19 protein-coding genes and 2 pseudogenes are annotated in these 21,019 nt (G+C 61.5%); 18 read left to right on the top strand and 3 right to left on the bottom strand.

Annotated elements, in window-relative coordinates; all coding sequences use genetic code 11:
• Positions 1-413: 413 nt before the first annotated feature.
• From C4J87_RS17760 to yegS, 16 genes and pseudogenes are all read left to right on the top strand, one after another.
• Positions 414-626 carry a hypothetical protein gene (locus C4J87_RS17760; RefSeq protein WP_256657507.1) on the top strand — a complete coding sequence of 71 codons (213 nt, stop codon included), beginning with the start codon at positions 414-416 and terminating at the stop codon, positions 624-626.
• A gap of 258 nt (positions 627-884) precedes the next feature.
• Positions 885-2,999: a flagellar biosynthesis protein FlhA gene (gene flhA / locus C4J87_RS17755; protein ID WP_124369002.1), complete on the top strand. Its 2,115-nt coding sequence runs from the start codon at positions 885-887 to the stop codon at positions 2,997-2,999.
• A gap of 12 nt (positions 3,000-3,011) precedes the next feature.
• Complete coding sequence (gene flhF, locus C4J87_RS17750) at positions 3,012-4,328, top strand: flagellar biosynthesis protein FlhF (RefSeq protein WP_124363767.1); 1,317 nt, start codon at positions 3,012-3,014, stop codon at positions 4,326-4,328.
• A 105-nt stretch (positions 4,329-4,433) separates the two neighbouring features.
• On the top strand, positions 4,434-5,267 hold the full coding sequence (fleN, locus tag C4J87_RS17745) for a flagellar synthesis regulator FleN (RefSeq protein WP_003192912.1): 834 nt from the start codon (positions 4,434-4,436) through the stop codon (positions 5,265-5,267).
• Positions 5,264-6,004, top strand: coding sequence for an RNA polymerase sigma factor FliA (fliA, locus tag C4J87_RS17740; RefSeq protein WP_124359259.1), 741 nt, complete (start codon positions 5,264-5,266; stop codon positions 6,002-6,004). The genes fleN and fliA overlap by 4 nt, the downstream gene beginning before the upstream one ends.
• Before the next feature lie 167 nt (positions 6,005-6,171).
• Positions 6,172-6,546, top strand: a complete 375-nt coding sequence (locus C4J87_RS17735; protein WP_005790040.1) for a chemotaxis response regulator CheY — start codon at positions 6,172-6,174, stop codon at positions 6,544-6,546.
• Between the two features lie 18 nt (positions 6,547-6,564).
• Positions 6,565-7,353 carry a protein phosphatase CheZ gene (locus C4J87_RS17730; protein WP_124367838.1) on the top strand — a complete coding sequence of 263 codons (789 nt, stop codon included), beginning with the start codon at positions 6,565-6,567 and terminating at the stop codon, positions 7,351-7,353.
• 11 nt (positions 7,354-7,364) lie between these two features.
• Entirely contained in the window at positions 7,365-9,572 is a 2,208-nt protein-coding gene (locus C4J87_RS17725; protein WP_124367837.1) for a chemotaxis protein CheA, read from the top strand.
• Between the two features lie 48 nt (positions 9,573-9,620).
• Positions 9,621-10,748 (top strand): chemotaxis response regulator protein-glutamate methylesterase, encoded by a 1,128-nt coding sequence (locus C4J87_RS17720; protein ID WP_124367836.1) that lies wholly within the window; start codon positions 9,621-9,623, stop codon positions 10,746-10,748.
• Positions 10,748-11,488 carry a flagellar motor protein gene (locus C4J87_RS17715; protein WP_124363763.1) on the top strand — a complete coding sequence of 247 codons (741 nt, stop codon included), beginning with the start codon at positions 10,748-10,750 and terminating at the stop codon, positions 11,486-11,488. The genes C4J87_RS17720 and C4J87_RS17715 overlap by 1 nt, the downstream gene beginning before the upstream one ends.
• 187 nt (positions 11,489-11,675) lie before the next feature.
• Positions 11,676-12,563: a flagellar motor protein MotD gene (gene motD, locus C4J87_RS17710; protein WP_124363762.1), complete on the top strand. Its 888-nt coding sequence runs from the start codon at positions 11,676-11,678 to the stop codon at positions 12,561-12,563.
• A 50-nt stretch (positions 12,564-12,613) separates the two neighbouring features.
• Positions 12,614-13,402, top strand: coding sequence for a ParA family protein (locus C4J87_RS17705; RefSeq protein WP_124367835.1), 789 nt, complete (start codon positions 12,614-12,616; stop codon positions 13,400-13,402).
• Positions 13,402-14,193, top strand: a complete 792-nt coding sequence (locus C4J87_RS17700; protein WP_124367834.1) for a CheW domain-containing protein — start codon at positions 13,402-13,404, stop codon at positions 14,191-14,193. The genes C4J87_RS17705 and C4J87_RS17700 overlap by 1 nt, the downstream gene beginning before the upstream one ends.
• 79 nt (positions 14,194-14,272) lie before the next feature.
• Positions 14,273-14,755, top strand: coding sequence for a chemotaxis protein CheW (locus C4J87_RS17695; protein ID WP_124363759.1), 483 nt, complete (start codon positions 14,273-14,275; stop codon positions 14,753-14,755).
• Positions 14,756-15,148 (top strand): DUF2802 domain-containing protein, encoded by a 393-nt coding sequence (locus C4J87_RS17690; protein WP_124363758.1) that lies wholly within the window; start codon positions 14,756-14,758, stop codon positions 15,146-15,148. It begins immediately after the preceding gene.
• Between the two features lie 311 nt (positions 15,149-15,459).
• A pseudogene (yegS, locus tag C4J87_RS17685) lies at positions 15,460-16,379 on the top strand (lipid kinase YegS).
• Here yegS and C4J87_RS17680 read toward each other — a convergent pair.
• From C4J87_RS17680 to C4J87_RS17670, 3 genes and pseudogenes are all read right to left on the bottom strand, one after another.
• Positions 16,338-16,996, bottom strand: a pseudogene (locus tag C4J87_RS17680) (response regulator). The pseudogenes yegS and C4J87_RS17680 overlap by 42 nt on opposite strands.
• Positions 16,993-17,886: a sensor histidine kinase gene (locus C4J87_RS17675; RefSeq protein ID WP_124369001.1), complete on the bottom strand. Its 894-nt coding sequence runs from the start codon at positions 17,884-17,886 to the stop codon at positions 16,993-16,995. The pseudogene C4J87_RS17680 and the gene C4J87_RS17675 overlap by 4 nt, the downstream one beginning before the upstream one ends.
• 322 nt (positions 17,887-18,208) lie before the next feature.
• Positions 18,209-18,658 (bottom strand): hypothetical protein, encoded by a 450-nt coding sequence (locus C4J87_RS17670; RefSeq protein ID WP_177412752.1) that lies wholly within the window; start codon positions 18,656-18,658, stop codon positions 18,209-18,211.
• A gap of 547 nt (positions 18,659-19,205) precedes the next feature.
• Between C4J87_RS17670 and C4J87_RS17665 the strand changes: the two genes are divergently transcribed.
• Positions 19,206-20,141: a chemotaxis protein CheV gene (locus tag C4J87_RS17665; RefSeq protein WP_124367833.1), complete on the top strand. Its 936-nt coding sequence runs from the start codon at positions 19,206-19,208 to the stop codon at positions 20,139-20,141.
• Positions 20,142-20,181: 40 nt separating this feature from the next.
• Positions 20,182-20,985 (top strand): MOSC domain-containing protein, encoded by an 804-nt coding sequence (locus C4J87_RS17660; protein ID WP_124367832.1) that lies wholly within the window; start codon positions 20,182-20,184, stop codon positions 20,983-20,985.
• Positions 20,986-21,019 lie beyond the last annotated feature (34 nt).

Raw genomic sequence — 21,019 nt, 5'->3', positions numbered from 1 at the left:
CAGGAGGGTGCCCATTACCTGTCAACTTTGACAGTAGCCAATGCGCCGCCTTCACTGTTTGATACAGCGATGAGCTGCGCAGCCATGCGCGGCTCGGGAGGCGGTGATGGATAGGACTACGGTCAAGTGGTTCGATGCGGTCAAGGGCATTGGTTTTATTGCCCGGGATCGTGATGGCAACGCGGTTGCCGTGCAGTCGACAGATGCCAAGTGCGGTGAAGTCCCGCCAGCCGCTCCCACCTTGCGAAAGCCCCGCAAGCGGAAAAAAACACCGAAAGCCCCTCGCTAGCACCCATGGTCGTTTACGTCTACCTGTCAACTTTGACAGTAGCCAGCGCCAGCGTCTCACGGTTCTATTGCACCAGGCACTGCGCGCAGGCTGTGAACGAGATGCAGGGAGAACGGTATTGAAAGTGACGACGGGTACAGTCAAACGTGAGCTGGCCAGGGGCAAGTGGCTGATTGCGCTGGATGACGGGCATGACTGCGTCTTTATCGATTGGAGCGATTGGCGGGGGGCTGCACTGTCGATTGGTAAGAAGTTAACGTTTCAAATGATCCATAAACCCCAGGGCGTTTATGCGCTCCCCGTCAGTGCGCGCAACGATACCGGGACGGGTCCATAAGTGTGTGGAGAGCGGCAAGTGTTCAGGCCTCGAATATACGGCCTATTTAAAGACCACCCCGGGTGCAAATGTGGGAGGGGGCTTGCTCCCTCCCACCTTTGACCTGAGTCACACCCGCTAGGCTGCGTCGCTTCCAAGGTCATCCCGGGCCCAAAAGCAAAGTTGGAAGGCTTCTTGCAATACCGCCTGCAGGACGCGCCCCAGCGTCAAAACTTTGCTTCAAGGACACGAGGAAGACCGGTGGTAGATCGCTCTCAAATGCTCAGCACGGCCCGTGGCACCCTGACTGACCTGTCGCGGGGCAACCTGGGTGTGCCATTGTTGTTGCTGGTGATGCTGGCAATGATGATGTTGCCGATGCCGCCGTTCCTGCTCGACGTGTTTTTCACCTTCAACATCGCCCTGTCGGTGGTGGTGCTGTTGGTGTGTGTGTACGCCCTGCGGCCGCTGGATTTCGCGGTGTTCCCGACCATCCTGCTGGTGGCGACCCTGCTGCGCCTCGCGCTGAACGTGGCGTCCACCCGCGTGGTGATGCTCCACGGCCAGGACGGTCACGCCGCCGCCGGTAAGGTGATCCAGGCCTTCGGTGAAGTGGTGATCGGCGGTAACTACGTGGTCGGTATCGTGGTGTTCGCGATCCTGATGATCATCAACTTCGTGGTGGTCACCAAGGGCGCCGGGCGGATTTCCGAGGTGAGCGCGCGGTTTACCCTGGATGCGATGCCCGGTAAGCAGATGGCTATCGACGCCGACCTCAATGCCGGCCTTATCGACCAGAACCAGGCCAAGAGCCGTCGCCTGGAAGTGGCCCAGGAAGCCGAGTTCTACGGCTCCATGGACGGCGCCAGTAAGTTTGTGCGCGGTGACGCCATCGCCGGCCTGCTGATTCTGTTCATCAACCTGATCGGCGGCATGGCCGTGGGCATTTTCCAGCACGGCATGACCTTCGGCGATGCGGGCAAGGTCTACGCCTTGCTGACCATCGGTGACGGTTTAGTGGCGCAATTGCCATCACTGTTGTTATCCACAGCTGCTGCGATCATGGTGACCCGTGCTTCGGGCTCCGAAGACATGGGCAAGCAGATCAGCCGGCAGATGTTCGCTTCGCCCAAGGCGCTGGCCGTGGCCGCCGGCATCATGGCCGTCATGGGCATCGTGCCGGGCATGCCCCACGTTTCGTTCCTGAGCATGGCGGCCATGGCCGGCGGCGCGGCCTACCTGTTCTGGAAGAAACAGAATGCGGTCAAGGTCCAGGCCCTGCAGGAAGTCGCCCGCCAGCAGGAATTACTGCCATCCCCGGCCCGCGCCCAGGAAACCAAGGAACTGGGCTGGGACGACGTGACCCCGATCGACATGATCGGCCTGGAAGTCGGTTACCGCCTGATCCCGTTGGTGGACCGCAACCAGGGCGGCCAACTGCTGGCGCGGATCAAGGGTGTGCGCAAGAAGCTGTCCCAGGACCTGGGCTTTTTGATGCCCACCGTGCATATCCGCGACAACCTCGACCTGGCCCCCAGCGCCTACCGCCTGACCTTGATGGGCGTGATCCTGGCCGAAGCCGAGATCTACCCGGACCGCGAACTTGCGATCAACCCAGGGCAAGTGTTCGGTTCGCTCAACGGCATCACCGCCAAAGATCCGGCTTTCGGCCTGGAAGCGGTGTGGATCGAAGTCAGCCAGCGCAGCCAGGCGCAGTCCCTCGGTTATACCGTGGTGGACGCCAGTACCGTGGTCGCTACCCACCTCAACCAGATTCTCTACAAACACTCCCACGAGCTGATCGGCCACGAGGAAGTCCAGCAATTGATGGGTTTGCTGGCCAAAGCCTCGCCAAAACTGGCCGAAGAGCTGGTGCCGGGCGTGCTGTCGTTGTCGCAGTTGCTCAAGGTGCTGCAAGCCTTGCTCGCCGAACAGGTGCCCGTGCGGGATATTCGCAGCATCGCCGAGGCCATCGCCAACAATGCCGCCAAGAGTCAAGATACTGCCGCTCTGGTGGCGGCGGTACGGGTCGGTTTGTCCCGCGCCATCGTGCAAAGCATTGTAGGCGTTGAGCCTGAGCTGCCTGTTATCACCTTGGAGCCAAGGTTGGAACAGATATTGCTCAATAGTATTCAGAAGGCAGGGCAAGGCCAGGAAGAGGGCGTTCTGCTGGAGCCAAGCATGGCTGAAAAGCTGCAGCGTTCGTTGATCGAAGCCGCGCAGCGCCAGGAAATGCAGGGCCAGCCGGTGATTCTGCTGGTGGCCGGTCCGGTCCGCGCGATGTTGTCGCGCTTCGGGCGCCTGGCAGTACCGAATTTGCACGTGTTGGCTTACCAGGAAATTCCTGACAATAAGCAAGTGACTATCGTCGCGACAGTAGGGCCCAACGGCTGAGGGTAGTGGGTTATGCAAGTAAAGCGTTTTTTCGCCGCCGATATGCGTCAGGCCATGAAGTTGGTCCGCGATGAGCTGGGCGCCGATGCCGCGATTATCGGTAACCGTCGTATCGCTGGCGGTGTCGAGCTGACGGCTGCCCTGGATTACACACCTCAGGCCCTGGCTCCGCGTGTGCCGAACATGGAACTCGAAGACGAGCTGCGCAAGACCGCTTCGCGCATCGTCTCGGCCCAGGCCGAACTGAGCATGCGCGGTGACAGCGACGCCACCACCAACCGCCAATTGTTCGCCGGCCTGCCACTGACCGCCGCCGAGCCGCTGGTGGAACCTACGTTTGTCGAGCCGCCACGTCCTGCAGCGCCAGCCCCGGCCGCCGCAGTCGACCAGCGTGTGTTCGATTCGATGCGCTTTGAACTCAACGGCCTGCGCGAGCTGCTCGAAGTGCAGCTGGGCTCGCTGGCCTGGAGCCAACTGCAAGGCAGCAAGCCGCAACAAGCCAACCTGTGGCGCCGGCTGCAGCGCATCGGCCTGTCCGGGCCGTTGTCCCGCGACCTGCTGGCGCTGACCGCCGAAGTCGAAGAGCCGCGCCAAGCCTGGCGCATGCTGCTGGCGCACCTGGCGCGGATGATTGCCACCCCGGAAATCGAACCCCTGGAAGAGGGCGGTGTGATCGCCATGGTCGGCCCCGCCGGCATGGGCAAGACCACCACCCTGGCCAAGCTGGCCGCGCGTTATGTGCTCAAGTACGGCGCGTCGAATATCGCGCTGGTGAGCATGGACAGCTACCGCATCGGCGCCCAGGAACAGCTCAAGACCCTGGGCCGTATCCTCAATGTGCCGGTGACCCACGTCGACCCGGGCCAGTCCCTGGCCAATGCCCTCGACCCGCTGCTGCGCAAGCGCGTGGTGTTGATCGATACCGCCGGCCTGCAAGCCAGCGACCCGGCCCTGCGCATGCAGCTTGAAAGCCTGGCCGGACGCGGCATCAAGTCGAAAAATTACCTGGTGCTTGCAACCACCAGCCAGAAACAGGTTCTTACCGCTGCCTATCACAGCTACAAACGCTGCGGCCTGGCCGGTTGCATCCTGACCAAACTGGATGAAACCGCCAGCCTCGGCGAAGTGCTGAGCCTGGCGATCAGTCATGAATTACCGGTCGCCTACCTGACCGACGGGCCGCGGATCCCGGATGATTTGCATCTGCCGCGCCGTCATCAGTTGGTCAGCCGTGCTGTCAGTGTGCAAATGCAAGACGAGCCTAGCGAGGAAGCGATGGCCGACATGTTCGCCGACCTTTATCACAACCCGGCAAAGCGGGTGGGATAAGGCAGGATGAACACCGTGAAATGTACCTACATCGATGGTCTGCAAGCGATACACGCGACCAAGCCATGTAGCCTGCGTCTAAGCAAGACAAGGTAAAGAAATAAAATGGGCAGCATGCATCCCGTACAGGTGATCGCGGTGACCGGCGGCAAAGGTGGCGTCGGCAAAACTAACGTGTCAGTGAATTTGTCCCTGGCCCTGGCAGAGCTTGGCCGTCGCGTCATGCTGCTGGATGCTGACCTGGGCCTGGCGAACGTGGACGTTCTGCTGGGGCTGACACCCAAACACACGCTCGCCGATGTGATCGAAGGCCGCTGTGAGCTGCGCGATGTGCTGCTCCAGGGCCCCGGTGGTATCCGCATCGTGCCGGCCGCCTCGGGCACCCAGAGCATGGTGCACCTGAGCCCGGCGCAGCATGCCGGCCTGATCCAGGCCTTCAGCGATATCGGCGACAACCTCGACGTGCTGGTGATCGACACCGCCGCCGGGATCGGCGAGTCGGTGGTCAGCTTCGTACGCGCCGCGCAAGAAGTGCTGCTGGTGGTCTGCGACGAACCCACATCGATCACCGACGCCTACGCCCTGATCAAACTGCTTAACCGTGACTACGGCATGAACCGCTTCCGCGTGCTGGCCAACATGGCCCAGAGTCCGCAGGAAGGGCGCAACCTGTTCGCCAAGTTGACCAAGGTCACGGATCGTTTCCTCGATGTCGCCTTACAATACGTTGGCGCAGTTCCCTATGACGAGTGTGTGCGCAAGGCCGTGCAAAAGCAGCGTGCGGTCTACGAAGCGTTCCCTCGTTCCAAGTGCGCACTGGCGTTCAAGGCGATAGCCCAGAAGGTCGATACCTGGCCGTTGCCTGCCAACCCTCGGGGGCATCTGGAGTTTTTTGTCGAACGATTGGTGCATCAGACGAGCGCGGGACCTGTGCTATGACATCCAGCGGCTACAACCTTTACAAAAAGTCGGCCCGTGACAGCCAGGGCGAATTGATCGAGCGCTATGCGCCACTGGTCAAACGCATCGCCTATCACCTGCTGGCGCGCCTGCCTGCCAGCGTGCAGGTGGAAGACCTGATCCAGGCCGGGATGATCGGCCTGCTCGAAGTGTCGACCAAATACGACGCAAGCAAGGGCGCGAGTTTCGAGACGTATGCGGGTATCCGCATCCGTGGCGCGATGCTCGATGAAGTGCGTAAAGGGGATTGGGCGCCGCGTTCGGTACACCGCAATACGCGCATGGTCAGTGACGCAATTCGTGCAATTGAAGCAAAAACCGGTCGTGACGCTAAAGATCATGAAGTTGCGGCCGAACTCCAATTGAGTCTCGACGATTATTACGGGATTTTGAACGATACCTTGGGCAGCCGCCTGTTCAGTTTCGACGACCTGTTGCAGGACGGCGAACACGAAGGGCTGCACGAGGACGGCGCGAGCGCGCATATGGAACCGTCGCGCGATCTGGAAGATGAACGTTTCCAGGGAGCGCTGGCGGAGGCCATTGCCAATTTGCCGGAGCGCGAGCGCCTGGTGTTGGCGCTGTACTACGACGAGGAGCTGAACCTCAAGGAAATCGGTGAGGTCCTGGGGGTCAGCGAATCGCGTGTCAGCCAGTTGCATAGCCAGTGCGCGGCCCGCTTGCGGGGGCGGTTGGGAGAGTGGCGCGCGCGCTGACAGGCAGTGTGGGGACACTGCAGACGCTACCGCGAAGGTTTCGGCCTTCGCGGGTTCGCTCCGTGGTGCCCTGGGCAGTCCTTTTTGTGTAACGCCTGTTGATTGAAGTGGCGCGTCCAGGTGCTGGGCGCGTTTAAGACTGCTTGGAGGTCGAATTGGACAAGAACATGAAAATCCTCATCGTTGATGACTTCTCAACGATGCGGCGGATCATAAAAAACCTGTTGCGTGACCTTGGGTTCACTAACACGGTCGAGGCGGATGACGGCATTACGGCGATTCCGATCCTCAACAGCGGGAGCATCGACTTTCTGGTAACCGACTGGAACATGCCCGGCATGACCGGCATCGACTTGCTGCGCCATGTGCGCGCCGATGAAAAACTGCGCAGCCTGCCGGTGTTGATGGTGACCGCCGAAGCCAAGCGTGAACAGATCATCGAAGCCGCCCAAGCCGGGGTAAACGGCTATGTGGTCAAGCCATTCACTGCCCTGGCCTTGAAAGAGAAGATCGAAAAAATCTTCGAACGCATCGGCCATTGATGCTGCCACGGGGGAGCTATGGACCATAACGAAACGTCACAGGGCGATTTTGAGTCGACCCTGAAAAAACATGCTCACCAGTTGGTCGAATGCCTTGAAAAGGGCCAGTTCGGCGATGCGGTGCAGTTGATCCATGAGCTTAACCAGACCCGTGACCGCGGCCTGTACCAGGAAGTGGGTAAGCTCACGCGTGAGCTGCACAGTGCGATCGTCAATTTCCAGATTGATCCGCGCATGCCCCAGGCCGAAGAAATTTCCCAGATCACCGATGCCACCGAACGCCTGTCCTATGTGGTCAGGCTGACCGAGGCTGCGGCCAACCGCACCATGGACCTGGTGGAAAACGCCACGCCTCTGGTCAATGGCATGGCCAATGAAGCCCAGGCCTTGAGCGTTGACTGGGGCCGCTTCATGCGCCGCGAAGTGGGGGCTGAAGAGTTCCGTGAACTGGCGCGTCGGGTCGACGGTTTTCTGTCGCGCAGCGAACAGGAAAACCGCACGGTGGCCGGCAACCTCAACGACATTCTGCTCGCCCAGGATTACCAGGACCTCACCGGTCAAGTGATCAAGCGTGTGACCCAACTGGTCACCGAAGTGGAAAGCAACCTGCTCAAACTGGTGCTGATGGCCGGCCAGGTCGACCGTTTTGCCGGCATCGAACATGACCGCGAAGCGATCCTCTCGGAAAAAGATCCACAAAAACACCTCGCCAAGGGTGAAGGTCCGCAGATTCATGCCGATAAACGTGAAGACGTCGTATCCGGTCAAGATGACGTAGACGATTTGCTGTCCAGTTTAGGCTTCTAAGGAGCACCCACATGAGCTTCGGCGCCGATGAAGAAATCCTTCAGGATTTCCTTGTAGAGGCCGGCGAAATTTTAGAGCAACTGTCCGAACAACTGGTCGAGCTGGAAAGCCGTCCGGATGATGCGAACCTGCTCAATGCAATTTTTCGCGGTTTTCACACTGTAAAAGGGGGCGCCGGCTTCCTCCAGCTCCATGAGCTGGTGGAGTGCTGTCACATCGCCGAGAACGTGTTCGACATCCTGCGCAAGGGTGAGCGTCAGGTTGACTCGGAATTAATGGACGTGATTCTCGAAGCACTGGATGCGGTCAACGCCATGTTCAGCCAGGTGCGTGAACGTGCACCGGTCACCGCCGCCACGCCGGAACTGCTGGCCGCCCTGGCGCGCCTGGCCGAACCGGCTGCGCAAGCACCGACTGTGCAAGCCGTGCCTGAGCCAGTGGTGGAAGCCGAGGCGGATGTGACTGACAGCGAGTTCGAGCAACTGCTCGACTCGCTCAATGCGGTCAAGGCCGAGGCTGAAGCACCGGCTGCAACGGCGCCGGTTGCCACACCGACCAGCGAAGACATTACCGACGCAGAATTTGAATCCCTGCTCGACCAGTTGCATGGCAAAGGCCAGTTCGCGGCCGACGCCGTGGCACCGGCGGCTGCGCCAGCGGCACCGGCGGCCAACGCCAGTACCGATATTACCGACGATGAATTCGAGGCGCTGCTCGACCAACTGCATGGCAAAGGCACGTTCGTCGCCGAAGCCTTGCCGCAGGTCGCTGCCACTGCCGCCGTCGCTCCGGCGGCCAGTGCAGCACCTGCCGGTGACGGGCTGATTTCGGATAACGAGTTCGAGGCCTTGCTGGACGAGTTGCACGGCAAAGGCAAGTTCACCGAAGTGGCCCCGGCTCCGGCCGCCGCCGCAGCGGTCGCTACAGCCGCACCGGTTGCCGCCGCCAAAGCCGCAGCGCCGGTCGCCAAGCCAGCGCCTGCACCGGCTGCCGCGCCAGCTCCGGCGCGTCCTGCCGCTGCGCCGGTTGCCGATAAACCTGCCACTGAAGCCGAAACCACGGTGCGCGTAGACACTGCGCGCCTGGACGACATCATGAACATGGTCGGCGAGCTGGTGCTGGTGCGTAACCGCCTGGTGCGCCTGGGCCTGAACAGTGGCGATGAAGCCATGCAGAAGGCCGTGTCGAACCTCGATGTGGTCACCGCCGACCTGCAAACCGCCGTGATGAAAACGCGGATGCAGCCGATCAAGAAAGTCTTCGGCCGTTTCCCGCGCCTGGTGCGCGACCTGGCGCGCCAGCTCAAGAAAGAAATCAACCTGGAACTGGTGGGCGAAGAAACCGACCTCGACAAGAACCTCGTCGAGGCCCTGGCCGACCCGCTGGTCCACTTGGTGCGCAACGCCGTCGACCACGGCGTGGAAACCCCGGAAGAACGCGAAGCCTCGGGCAAATCGCGGGGCGGCAAGGTGATCCTGGCGGCGGAGCAAGAGGGCGATCATATCCTGCTGTCGATCACCGATGACGGCAAAGGCATGGACCCGGCGGTTTTGCGCAATATCGCGGTCAAGCGCGGTGTGATGGACAAGGATGCCGCCGATCGCCTCACCGACACCGAATGCTACAACCTGATCTTCGCCCCCGGCTTCTCGACCAAGACCGAGATCTCCGACGTGTCCGGCCGTGGCGTCGGCATGGACGTGGTGAAGACCAAGATCAGCCAGCTCAACGGCTCGATCAATATCTACTCGACCAAGGGCCAGGGCTCGAAAATCGTCATCAAGGTGCCGTTGACCCTGGCGATCATGCCAACCCTGATGGTGATGCTGGGCAACCAGGCCTTCGCCTTCCCGCTGGTCAACGTCAACGAGATCTTCCACCTCGACCTGTCGCGCACCAACGTGGTGGACGGTCAGGAAGTGGTGATCGTGCGTGACAAGGCCCTGCCGCTGTTCTACCTCAAGCGCTGGCTGGTGGCATCGGCCAAGCATGAAGAGCAGCGCGAAGGCCATGTGGTGATTCTGTCGGTGGGCACCCAGCGCATCGGCTTTGTGGTCGACCAACTGGTGGGCCAGGAAGAAGTGGTCATCAAGCCGTTGGGCAAAATGCTGCAGGGGACCCCCGGCATGTCCGGCGCGACCATCACCGGTGACGGTCGCATCGCATTGATTCTCGATGTTCCGAGCATGCTCAAGCGTTACGCCGCACGGCGTATTTGATTCTGGCGGGGCAGGGCGGTAGCGCCCGCCCCGTCTAACGGAGTGTTTATGGTAGTCAAGGTCCTGGTGGTGGACGATTCGGGTTTCTTCCGCCGCCGCGTCTCGGAGATTCTTTCCGCCGATCCAACGATCCAGGTAGTCGGCACGGCCACCAATGGCAAAGAGGCGATCGATCAAGCCATTGCGTTGAAGCCGGACGTGATCACCATGGACTACGAAATGCCGATGATGGATGGCATCACGGCCGTGCGTCACATCATGCAACGCTGCCCCACACCGGTATTGATGTTCTCCTCGCTGACCCATGAAGGCGCCCGGGTCACCCTGGATGCGCTGGATGCCGGCGCGGTGGATTTCCTGCCGAAGAATTTCGAAGACATCTCGCGTAACCCCGATAAGGTCAAGCAGATGCTGTGCGAGAAGGTGCACAGTATTTCGCGCAGTAACCGCCGCAGTCTGTTCAGCGCGCCCGCGCCGACTCCTGCGCCTGCACCCGTGGCCGCGCCGACATCATCGTTCAGCCGCCCGGCGCCCGCACCCGTCGCTCGGCCCGCGCCGACAACGCCTACCCGCGCTACTGCATCAAGCGCCCATTCGCCCGCGCCCAAGCGCAAGGCCTACAAACTCGTGGCGATCGGTACGTCCACCGGCGGGCCGGTGGCCTTGCAGCGTGTATTGACCCAACTGCCGGCCAACTTCCCGGCGCCGATCGTGTTGATCCAGCACATGCCTGCCGCGTTCACCAAGGCCTTTGCCGAGCGCCTGGACAAGCTGTGCCGCATCAGCGTCAAGGAAGCCGAGGATGGCGACATCCTGCGCCCTGGCCTGGCGCTGCTGGCCCCGGGTGGCAAGCAGATGATGGTGGATGGCCGTGGCGCGATCAAAATCCTGCCGGGCGACGAGCGCCTCAACTACAAGCCGTGCGTGGATATCACCTTCGGTTCGGCGGCCAAGTCCTACGGTGACAAAGTTCTGGCGGTGGTGCTCACCGGCATGGGTGCCGATGGCCGTGAGGGCGCGCGCCTGCTCAAGCAGGGCGGCAGTGCAATCTGGGCCCAGGACGAAGCCAGTTGCGTGATCTATGGCATGCCCATGGCGATCGTCAAGGCTGACCTGGCCGACGCGATCTACAGCCTGGACGACATCGGCAAGCATCTGGTGGAGGCCTGCCTCTGATGGATGTCTTGAGCCTGATCGGCATCACCCTGGCGTTTGTCGCCATTATCGGCGGCAACTACCTCGAAGGCGGCCACCTCGGCGCCCTGGCCAACGGCCCGGCGGCGCTGATCGTGATCGGTGGCACCGTAGGCGCGGCGTTGTTGCAGGCGCCGGTGAGCTCGTTCAAGCGCGCCATGCAGATCCTGATTTGGATCATTTTCCCGCCACGGGTCGACCTGCCAGGCGGCATCGACCGCGTGGTCAACTGGAGCCTCACCGCACGCAAGGAAGGCCTGCTGGGCCTGGAAAGCGTGGCCGATGCCGAGCCCGACAGCTACGCCCGCAAAGGCCTGCAACTGCTGGTGGATGGCGCCGAGCCGGAGGCGATCCGCAGCATCCTCGAGGTGGATTTCTACACCCAGGAAAGCCGCGACATCAACGCGGCCAAAGTCTTTGAAAGCATGGGTGGCTACGCGCCGACCATCGGCATCATCGGTGCGGTAATGGGCCTGATCCACGTGATGGGCAACCTGGCCGACCCTTCGCAACTGGGCAGCGGCATTGCCGTGGCATTTGTCGCCACCATCTACGGTGTGGCGAGCGCCAACCTGGTGTTGTTGCCGGTGGCGAGCAAGCTCAAGTCGATTGCCATGCGCCAGTCCCGTTACCGCGAGATGTTGCTCGAAGGCATCCTGTCGATCGCCGAGGGCGAAAACCCGCGGTCCATCGAATTGAAGCTCCAGGGCTTCATGGATTGATGCACATGGGCATGGGCATGTGGCGAGCGAGCTTGCTCGCGCTGGGCTGCGAAGCAGCCCCACTCCAGGCAACACGGTCTTTCAGACAGGTCGCAGCGTCTGGGTTCAGGGCCGCTTCGCGCCCCAGCGCGAGCAAGCTCGCTCGCCACAATGAAGTGTTCGCTGTTGGTCAGAGAGGGAAGTGCCTGTGAGCCGTCGCCGTCGCGAGCCTGAAGAGCACGTCAACCATGAACGCTGGCTGGTGTCCTACGCGGACTTCATCACCTTGCTGTTTGCGTTTTTCGTGGTGATGTACTCGATCTCGTCGGTGAACGAAGGCAAGTACAAGGTTATTTCCGAAGCGTTGATCGGGGTGTTTTCCGACTCTGATCGCGCGCTCAAGCCTATTCCTATAGGCGATGAACGACCCAAGACGGTGACCCCGGCCAAGCCGTTGGTCAACGACAGCGATGAAACCGCCGCCGGTGTCGGCGGCACCAGCGACCCGCTCAAAAGCATTGCCGACGATATCAGCGCCGCATTTGGCGACCTGATCAGCTCCAACCAGATGACCGTGCGCGGCAATGAACTGTGGGTGGAGATCGAGCTCAACTCCAGCCTGTTGTTCGCCAGCGCCGATGCGCTGCCGAGCGACCAGGCCTTCACCATCATCGACAAGGTGGCAGCGATCCTCAAGCCGTTTGAAAACCCGATCCACGTCGAAGGCTTTACCGACAACCTGCCGATCAGTACGGCGCAGTACCCGACCAACTGGGAACTGTCCTCGGCCCGGGCGGCGAGCATCGTGCGCATGCTCGCGATGCAGGGCGTGAACCCCCAGCGCCTGGCGTCGGTGGGCTACGGTGAATTCCAGCCGGTGGCCAATAACGCCACGCTCGAAGGCCGCGCGCGCAATCGGCGGGTGGTGCTGGTGGTGTCGCGCAACCTGGATGTACGCCGCAGCCTGACCGGCACCGGCACGGCGAATGCAACACCGGATGCGGCGTTGAGGCGCGCTGGCACACAAACTGCACCGGCCCCTGCAAAGCCGCTGGTGCGGGCCAGCTCCGTCAATTCTCCGTCACCGGCTCACTAACCTATGCAATGTCTCGGTCGCGCTTGTGCCCACCGGGAGGAATCAACCGAATGAGAGTCTGGGCAGTTGCCAATCAAAAGGGTGGAGTCGGCAAGACCACCACGTCCATCGCGTTAGCCGGCTTGCTGGCCGAGGCGGGCAAGCGCGTGGTCGTGGTCGACCTGGACCCCCACGGCTCCATGACCAGCTATTTCGGTTACGACCCGGATGCGCTGGAACACAGCTGCTACGACCTGTTCCTGCACAAAGGCAGCGTGCCCAGCGATTTGCCTGGGCAACTGCTGCTGCCCACCAGCAGCGACAGTATTTCGCTGTTGCCGTCCAGCACCGCTCTGGCCACCCTTGAGCGCCAGTCGCCGGGCCAGAGCGGCCTGGGCCTGGTGATCGCCAAGACCCTGGCGCAACTGTGGCAGGACTTCGACTACGCGATCATCGACAGCCCGCCCTTGCTCGGCGTGCTGATGGTCAACGCCTTGGCGGCCAGCCAGCAGTTGGTGATCCCGGTACAGACCGAACACCTGGCCGTCAAAGGCCTGGAGCGCATGGTCAGCACCCTGGCGATGATCAACCGTTCGCGCAAGCAGGCGTTGCCGTACAGCATCGTGCCGACCTTGTTTGACCGGCGTACCCAGGCCTCCCTCGGCACCCTGCGCGTACTGCGCGATGCCTACCCGGACACTATCTGGAACGGCTACATCCCGGTAGACACGCGCCTGCGTGACGCCAGCCGCGCCGGGCTCACGCCGTCGCAATTCGACGGCAAGAGCCGTGGCGTGCTGGCTTATCGGGCGTTGCTCAAGCACCTGCTGTCCCAGCAGCTTGTGGCGCAGGTGGCCTGATGAACCGTCCCCTCGACTTCAAGACCCGGCCGCAACTGGCACTGGAATCCTACCTGGATGCCTTGCTGCAGGATGCGACCGCCGAGGAACTGCCGGAACCGATCCTGGTGCTGGAGCCGGCCGTCGAGCCTGACGCTGCGCTGGATGAGTTCCAGTTGGCGGTGCTTGAGGAGCAGGCCCGCGATGCACACGTGGAAGTGGCGCCGGTGGTGGTGCCGATCACGCCTGACGTGATGGCGCCGGTGGTGGTCGAGCCGATCGTGGAAGTGCACCTGCCGCCGAGCATCACGCCGCCGCCGGTGACCGGCGATGGTCGCCCGTCGTGGGCCGCCGAGCCGTTCGAATGCCTGCTGTTCGACGTCGCCGGGTTGACCCTGGCGGTGCCGCTGGTGTGCCTGGGTTCGATCTATTCCCTGGAAGGCCAGGAGCTGACGCCGTTGTTCGGGCAACCGGAGTGGTTCCTCGGCATCCTGCCCAGCCAGGCCGGCAATCTCAAGGTGCTGGACACCGCGCGCTGGGTGATGCCCGACCGCTACCGCGACGACTTCCGCCAGGGCCTGCAGTACGTGATCTCCGTGCAGGGCTACGAGTGGGGGCTGGCGGTGCATCAAGTCAGCCGCTCGTTGCGCCTGGACCCGAACGAAATCAAATGGCGCAGCCACCGTGGCCAACGGCCGTGGCTGGCGGGCACCGTGATCGAACACATGTGCGCGTTGCTTGACGTCGCCGAACTGGCCGAGTTGATCGCCAGTGGCGCGGTCAAGGAAATGGCGCAGAACAAACGCAGTTGATTGAACAATAAAGGTCGTGCGGTTGCGCGGCCCATTAGCACACACGCCGTCGATAGCGGCATTTGAAGGGGTCAGAAGCATGAACAAGTCAGCGTCCGCACAAGGTTTGGATGATCCGATCCTGCAATGGGTGACCTTCAAACTGGACAACGAGTCCTACGGCATTAACGTGATGCGCGTGCAGGAAGTGCTGCGCTACACCGAGATCGCCCCGGTACCGGGTGCGCCGAGCTATGTGCTGGGCATCATCAACCTGCGCGGCAACGTGGTGACGGTGATCGACACGCGCCAACGCTTCGGCCTGGCGCCGACCGATGTCAACGACAACACGCGCATCGTCATCATCGAAGCCGACAAGCAAGTGGTCGGGATCATGGTCGACAGCGTGGCCGAAGTGGTCTACCTGCGCCAATCGGAAGTGGAAACCGCACCGAACGTGGGCAACGAAGAATCCGCCAAGTTTATCCAGGGCGTGTGCAACAAGAACAACGAGCTGTTGATTCTGGTTGAGCTGGACAAAATGATGAGCGAAGAAGAGTGGTCGGACCTGGAGAGCATCTGATTGTTCCTTGAGGCGGCGGTGATCGTCCTGGCCCTGTTGTGGGCCGGGACTTTGGCGTTTGTGCTGCGCTATGTGCGCCAGCAACGGGAGTTGGCCTTGCAACAGGCCGAGCGCGATGCGGTGCGTGACCGGCGCATTCTGGAGTTGGTCAAGCGTGTCGATCATTTCCAGCAGAGTGCGGTGCGGGTTGGGGATGAAGTGCATGAACTGCGCGCGATTCTCGGGCCGTTGCCGGACAAGTTGGTGCAGTTGGAACAGCGTGATCCTGCGAACCTGTCGTTCGCCCAGGCCGCCAAGCTGGTGGGCATGGGCGCGACGGTGGATGAGCTGACCCAGTCGTGCGGGTTGACCCAGGCCGAGGCGCAGTTGATGAGCAAGTTGCACAAGAGCTGATCAGCGCCGGGCGCAATGTGGGAGGGGCTTGCCCTAATGCCAGTCAGTTAAGGCTTTTTGTAGGAGCGAGCTTGCTCGCGAAGAACTCACAGGCACCGCGTTTATTCAGGAAGCACGCGTTATCGTTGACGTTTTTCGCGAGCAAGCTCGCTCCTACAGACGGCGGTGTACGCTTAACTGACTGGCATTAGGGCAAGCCCCCTCCCACATTTTGATCTCCGTACATCTGCCAAATTTGTCCAGCCACAGACTTTTCCTCATCCCCAAGGGTCAACATCCTGCAAGCACCTTGACCCAGGAGAGTTCCCCAAATGACCACCGCCAGAGCCCTGTTGATCCTCCACGGCAAACAAGCCCTCAACGAGGACGTGCGCGCGGCTGTGCTGGCCCGGCGTGAGCAGGGTTGGGAGCTGGCAGTGCGGGTGACGTGGGAAGGTGGCGATGCCCAGCGCCTGGTCAATGAAGCCCTGGCCGACGGTTACACCCACATCATCGCCGGCGGTGGCGACGGCACCTTGCGCGATGTGGCCGAAGCCATGGCTCACGCCAATACCGATGCCAGCCTGGTGCTGATGCCGCTGGGCACCGCCAATGACTTCGCCAAGGCCGCCGGCGTGCCGTTGGAGCCGGCTGGTGCGCTGGCGTTGCTGGATGTTGAACCGAGGGCGATTGACCTGGGCCAGGTCGGCGGGCAGATATTCTTGAACATGGCCACCGGCGGTTTCGGCAGCCAGGTCACCGCCAACACCTCCGAAGACCTGAAGAAAATCCTCGGCGGTGCCGCCTACCTGTTCACCGGTTTGTCGCGTTTCAGTGAATTGAAGGCTGCCTACGGTGAGCTGGAAGGCCCGGATTTCCATTGGAAAGGCGAACTGCTCGCGCTGGGGATCGGCAACGGGCGCCAGGCCGGGGCGGGCATGTGCTGTGCCCGGGTGCGCTGGCCGATGATGGCCTGCTGGACATCAGCATCCTGCCGGCGCCCCAGGAGGTGGTCGGCACCTTGCGCGAATTGATGAGCAACGGCTGGGGCCTGGACACCATGTTCGTGCGGGCACGCCTGCCGTGGGTCAATATCAAGGTGGCGCAGGGCTTGTACATCAATCTCGATGGCGAGCCGCTGGAAGGCGATGATCTGCATTTCGAGGCCTTGCCCAAGGCCCTGCGCGTGCACCTGCCGCTGGGTTCGCCCTTAGTCGTCCAGGCTGATGATCTGCTCGCGCACAGCGAATAACACCAGGCCCGCCACGTCGAAAATCTGCAGGCGCTTCATGATCTGCGAGCGATGCGCTTCTACCGTCTTGATGCTCAGGCCCAGGCCGTGGGCGATTTCCCGGGTGGACTTGCCGCGCACGATCAGGCGCAGGATTTCCAACTGGCGCGCCGTCAAGTTGTGGCTATGGGGCGCGGGCGTCGCAGGGCCGTTGCTGCGGATCAGTGCTTGATTGATCACGGTGTGGGCGATCGCCGGGCTCAGGTAGCGCTCGTTGTTGCGCAAGGCATGCAGGGCGTGTTCCAACTCGTTGGCGGTCATGTCCTTGAGCAGGTAGCCGTGGGCACCTGATTCCAGCGCGCGCATGATCAGGTCGGGGTCGGTGTGCATCGACAGGATCAGCACTTTGCTCAGGGGTAGGCGCCCTTGAGTTCCTGCAAGGCATCCAGGCCGCTGGTGTGTTTCATCGACAGGTCCAGCAGCACGATGTCCGGCTGCAGGGCGCGAAATTGCGCGAGCACTTGCGCGCCATCGCTGGCCTCACCGATCACGTCGTAGCCGGGCATGTCCAGGATCAGCGCACGCACGCCTGCGCGAATCAGTGCGTGGTCATCCACCAGGAGTAAATTGCAGGTCACTCGAAACCCTTAGGGGAACTGGCCCGTTCGAGGGCGCGGGGCGCCCAGGGGAAAAGCGCGTCGATCCGCGTGCCTTGGCCTGGCTGACTGCTGACCGACAAGGTGCCGCCCAGTTGGTCTATCCGCTCGGCCATGCCGGCCATGCCGCGTTGGCCCGCAAGGCCTGGGTCGGTAGCCGGCGAAAAGCCCTGGCCGTCATCGCAGATCATCAGCGACAAGCCTTCGGGCAGGCGTCGCAGGCGCACCCGCAGGTTGTGTGCCTGGGCGTGACGGAGCATGTTGGTCACCGCTTCCTGGGTGATACGAAACGCCGCCACGGCCATTTCTTCAGGAATACCGGTCAGGCGTTGCTGGCATTCCAGGCTCCAGCACACCGAGGTGTTTTCCAGGGTCTTGAGCAGGTGTGCGCGCAAGCTGGCTTCCAGGCCCAGGCTGGCCAACTGGCGCGGGTTGAGAATGGCCGACACGTCGCGCACTTTGGCCAGGGTTTCGTCGAGGGTGTTGCACAGCACGGTGCAGTGCTCGCGCAGCTCTGGCGGCAGGCGACGCTGCAGCCATTCGCTTTGCAGCTTGGCGGCGGTCAGCAGTTGGCCGATGTCGTCGTGCAGCTCGCGACTGAGGCGATGGCGTTCGTTTTCCTGGACCTGCAACAGTCGGTCGGCCAATTCCTGGGGTTGGAATTTGATGGATTTGCGCGAACGCCATTGGTGCAGGCCCACCACCGCCAGCGTGGCCAGGTTGACCAGCAGGATCAGCAGCGACCAGGGCGAAGCATGCGCGTAGGCCCACACGCTGACCGACAACGAACACAGGCACAGCGCAAGGACGATGCGGCGTGCGTTGCTGCGCGACACAGACCTTGAGAAAAGGGGCTTGAGGTTGGCGTACATAGCGGATGGAGCCACTGAGGGTTCGCTGCGGGGAGACCGGTTGGCCGGGCTCTGTTTGGAATACGCTGCCGAATCGTGTTTAACCATGATGAAGTTGAGTCACTTCGAGTGGGGCATAGTACCACCCCTGTTACCGTTGGTCGCCTGATTGGTTTATGGCCCGCGCAAATACTCTGGGGGGTAATCCCAGAGTTGAAAAAGTTGTATTAGTAAAGTTGGTTTGTATAGTTATTGCGTAGATGGCTAATTGATATTTCTGCCTTTCTCGCCGTTATCGGTCGTTTTTGGACAGGTCAGCTATCGTCGGTGACATGCTTGGGACTCAGGACGCATGATGCAACCGCTGCTGTGGTTTATGCCGGAAATCCTTTTGCGGAATCTGCAAGGTAACCGTCGCGATCAACGACGTTTGCTCGGTCTCGTCCAGGGCCAACTCGCCGGTGCGTGTGTCGATCAGCTCCAATTGCCAGGCCAGCAGCGTCAGGCAGTCATGTAACGCATCCAGTGCCTGGTCATGCAGTTGCATCGGGTTTTCGGCGTTGGCAATGAGGTCCTGCAGGTGCCGCGAGAACTCGCTGATCGCCTGCAGCGCCAGGCTGTCGGCCTTTTCAGCCAGTTTGGCGAGGCTGGTTTTCATGCAGTCGATGGCGTCGCTGTCGTTGCGGATCAAATGCAGGTGGCTCAAGCACTCTTGGGACTTGATCAGCAGCATTTCGGCCTCCAGCAGAAACTCGGGAAGTGCCGTTTGCCATTCTTTCGCGCTATTCATCATGCATGTCTCCGCAACTCAAGCTCGGGTGATGAGATGTCGCACCGGGTGAATAGCTTAAAACTAGCGCTGAAATATGATTTGAGCTTGTAGGCTGATTCCGATATTCCAGTAGGACATTTATTGAAATGCTCACGAAAGTCGTGCGTAGTCCCAGTTGAGCGGGATGACACGACTTCAGTTGCCGATACGTGAGTGCCTGGAAGGCCCATGGGCCTAGGGCGTGGGATGGCAAACAAAAGCCTGACTCCATTCATGCAATGAGAATGGCGTCACATTAATGGCTATTAGATATCGCGAATATCAGGTCGGGCCTGATTGCGCATAGGGGAATCCCCTACGTCATGGAACCGCACGCCGATTGGAGTGTCGTGCAAGGCCCACGCAGCCCGAGGACAGGGCTGATGCAGTAAAGCATGATGTCAGTGTGACATCAATGTATTTACATGGCATTTTAGCGGGGTCAAGGTCTGGCGCTTGCCGCCGATAACTTGCCTATACGAACTGCACACCCTCAGCGCGCAACCCATGTGCACACCAGGAGCTCTTAATGGCCGGCATTCTCGACACCGTAGATCAACGCACGCAATTGGTGGGTGAGAATCGCCTGGAGATTCTCATGTTCCGCCTGTTCGGGCGGCAGCTGTTCGCGATCAACGTGTTCAAGGTGCAGGAAGTGCTGCAGCTGCCCAAGCTGACCCTGATGCCGCAGCGCCATCCGTTTGTCTGCGGCGTGGTCAACCTGCGTGGCCAGACCTTGCCGGTGATCGACTTGTCCCAGGCCATCGGCATGCGCCCCCTGGTGCCAGGGCCCAACAGCACCATCATCGTCACCGAGTACAACCGTTCGGTGCAGGCGTTCCTGGTGGGCGGCGTCGACCGCATCGTCAACATGAATTGGGAAGCCATCCTGCCGCCGCCGGCCAGCGCGGGGCGCCAGCACTATCTCACCGCCATCAGCAAGGTCGATGACCAGTTGGTGGAAATCATCGACGTGGAAAAAGTCCTGGCGGAAATCGTGCCTTATAACGCCAAGGTCTCCCGGGAAAAGCTCGAGGACCCAGTGCTGGAACGCGCCCGTGGCCGTGAAGTGTTGCTGGTGGACGACTCCAACGTAGCGCTGTCGCAGTTGAAGGACACCCTGGGCCAGTTGGGCGTGAAGATGCACATCGCCAGCGACGGCCTCAAGGCGCTGAACATGCTCAAGGCCTGGGCCGACAGCGGCCAGGTGATGACCGACAAGCTGCTGATGATCTTCACCGACGCCGAAATGCCCGAGATGGACGGCTACCGCCTCACCACCGAAATTCGCAATGACCCGCGCCTGCGTGGCCTCTACGTGGTGCTGCACACCTCGCTGTCGGGGAGCTTCAATGACTCGATGGTCAAGAAGGTCGGCTGCGACAATTTCCTCTCCAAATTCCAGCCGGACAAGCTGGTGGATGTGGTGCGTCAACGACTGATGCTGGACGAAGTGCCTGCATGACACTAGGGTATGCCACTTTGTTCCCCAGGAATGCAGGCTCATGCTCCGTCTCAGCGCGTTGTACCGTTACCCCTTGAAATCCGGCAAGGCCGAGGCCTTGCAGCAGAGTGGCCTGGATAAACTCGGGCTGGCAGGGGATCGACGCTGGATGCTGGTGGACGAAGCCAGCGGGCGCTTCCTTACGCAACGCGCCGTGGCGAAGATGAGCCAGTTGACGGCGCTGTGGAACGCGGCGGGCGGCCTGACCCTCAGCTCGCCTGGCTATGGGACGCTCGACGTGGCATTGCCCGGCGCCGATGCATTGCGCGGTGTGACCATCTGGCACGACACCCTGCGCGTGCCGGACGCGGGCGATGCGGCGGCGGCCTGGGTCAGCGCCTTCATCGGCAAGCCCACGCGCCTGGTGCATATGCCCCTGGAGCGTGCACGCTCGACCCAGGCCGGTTTTGGCCGGGATGACGATCAAGTGGGGTTTGCCGACGGCTACCCCTTGCTGCTGATCGGCCAGGCTTCCCTGGACGATTTGTGCGCGCATATTGGCCGGCCGATGGAAATGCTGCGCTTTCGTCCCAACCTGGTGATCGAAGGCGGCGAGGCCTTTGCCGAGGATGGCTGGAAACGCTTGCGCATCGGCGATGTGGAGTTTCGCGTGGTCAAGTCTTGTTCACGCTGCATTCTCACGACCGTCGACCCCCAGACCGGCGAGCGCAGCCCGGACCGCGAGCCGTTCGCCACCCTGCAGGCCTATCGCAGCACCGAGAAGGGCGCGATGTTCGGTCAGAACCTGGTCAACGATGGGGTTGGCCAGTTGGAAGTCGGGATGCCGGTAACGGTGCTGGAATAAAAAATGCCCGTCTCGCAGGAGACGGGCATTTTTT

Origin of the sequence: Pseudomonas sp. R1-43-08, from assembly GCF_003852255.1 — a bacterium.
GTDB lineage: Bacteria > Pseudomonadota > Gammaproteobacteria > Pseudomonadales > Pseudomonadaceae > Aquipseudomonas.
The sequence above is the reverse complement of the archived record's forward strand: the minus strand, read 5'-3'. Positions and strand labels throughout refer to the sequence as shown.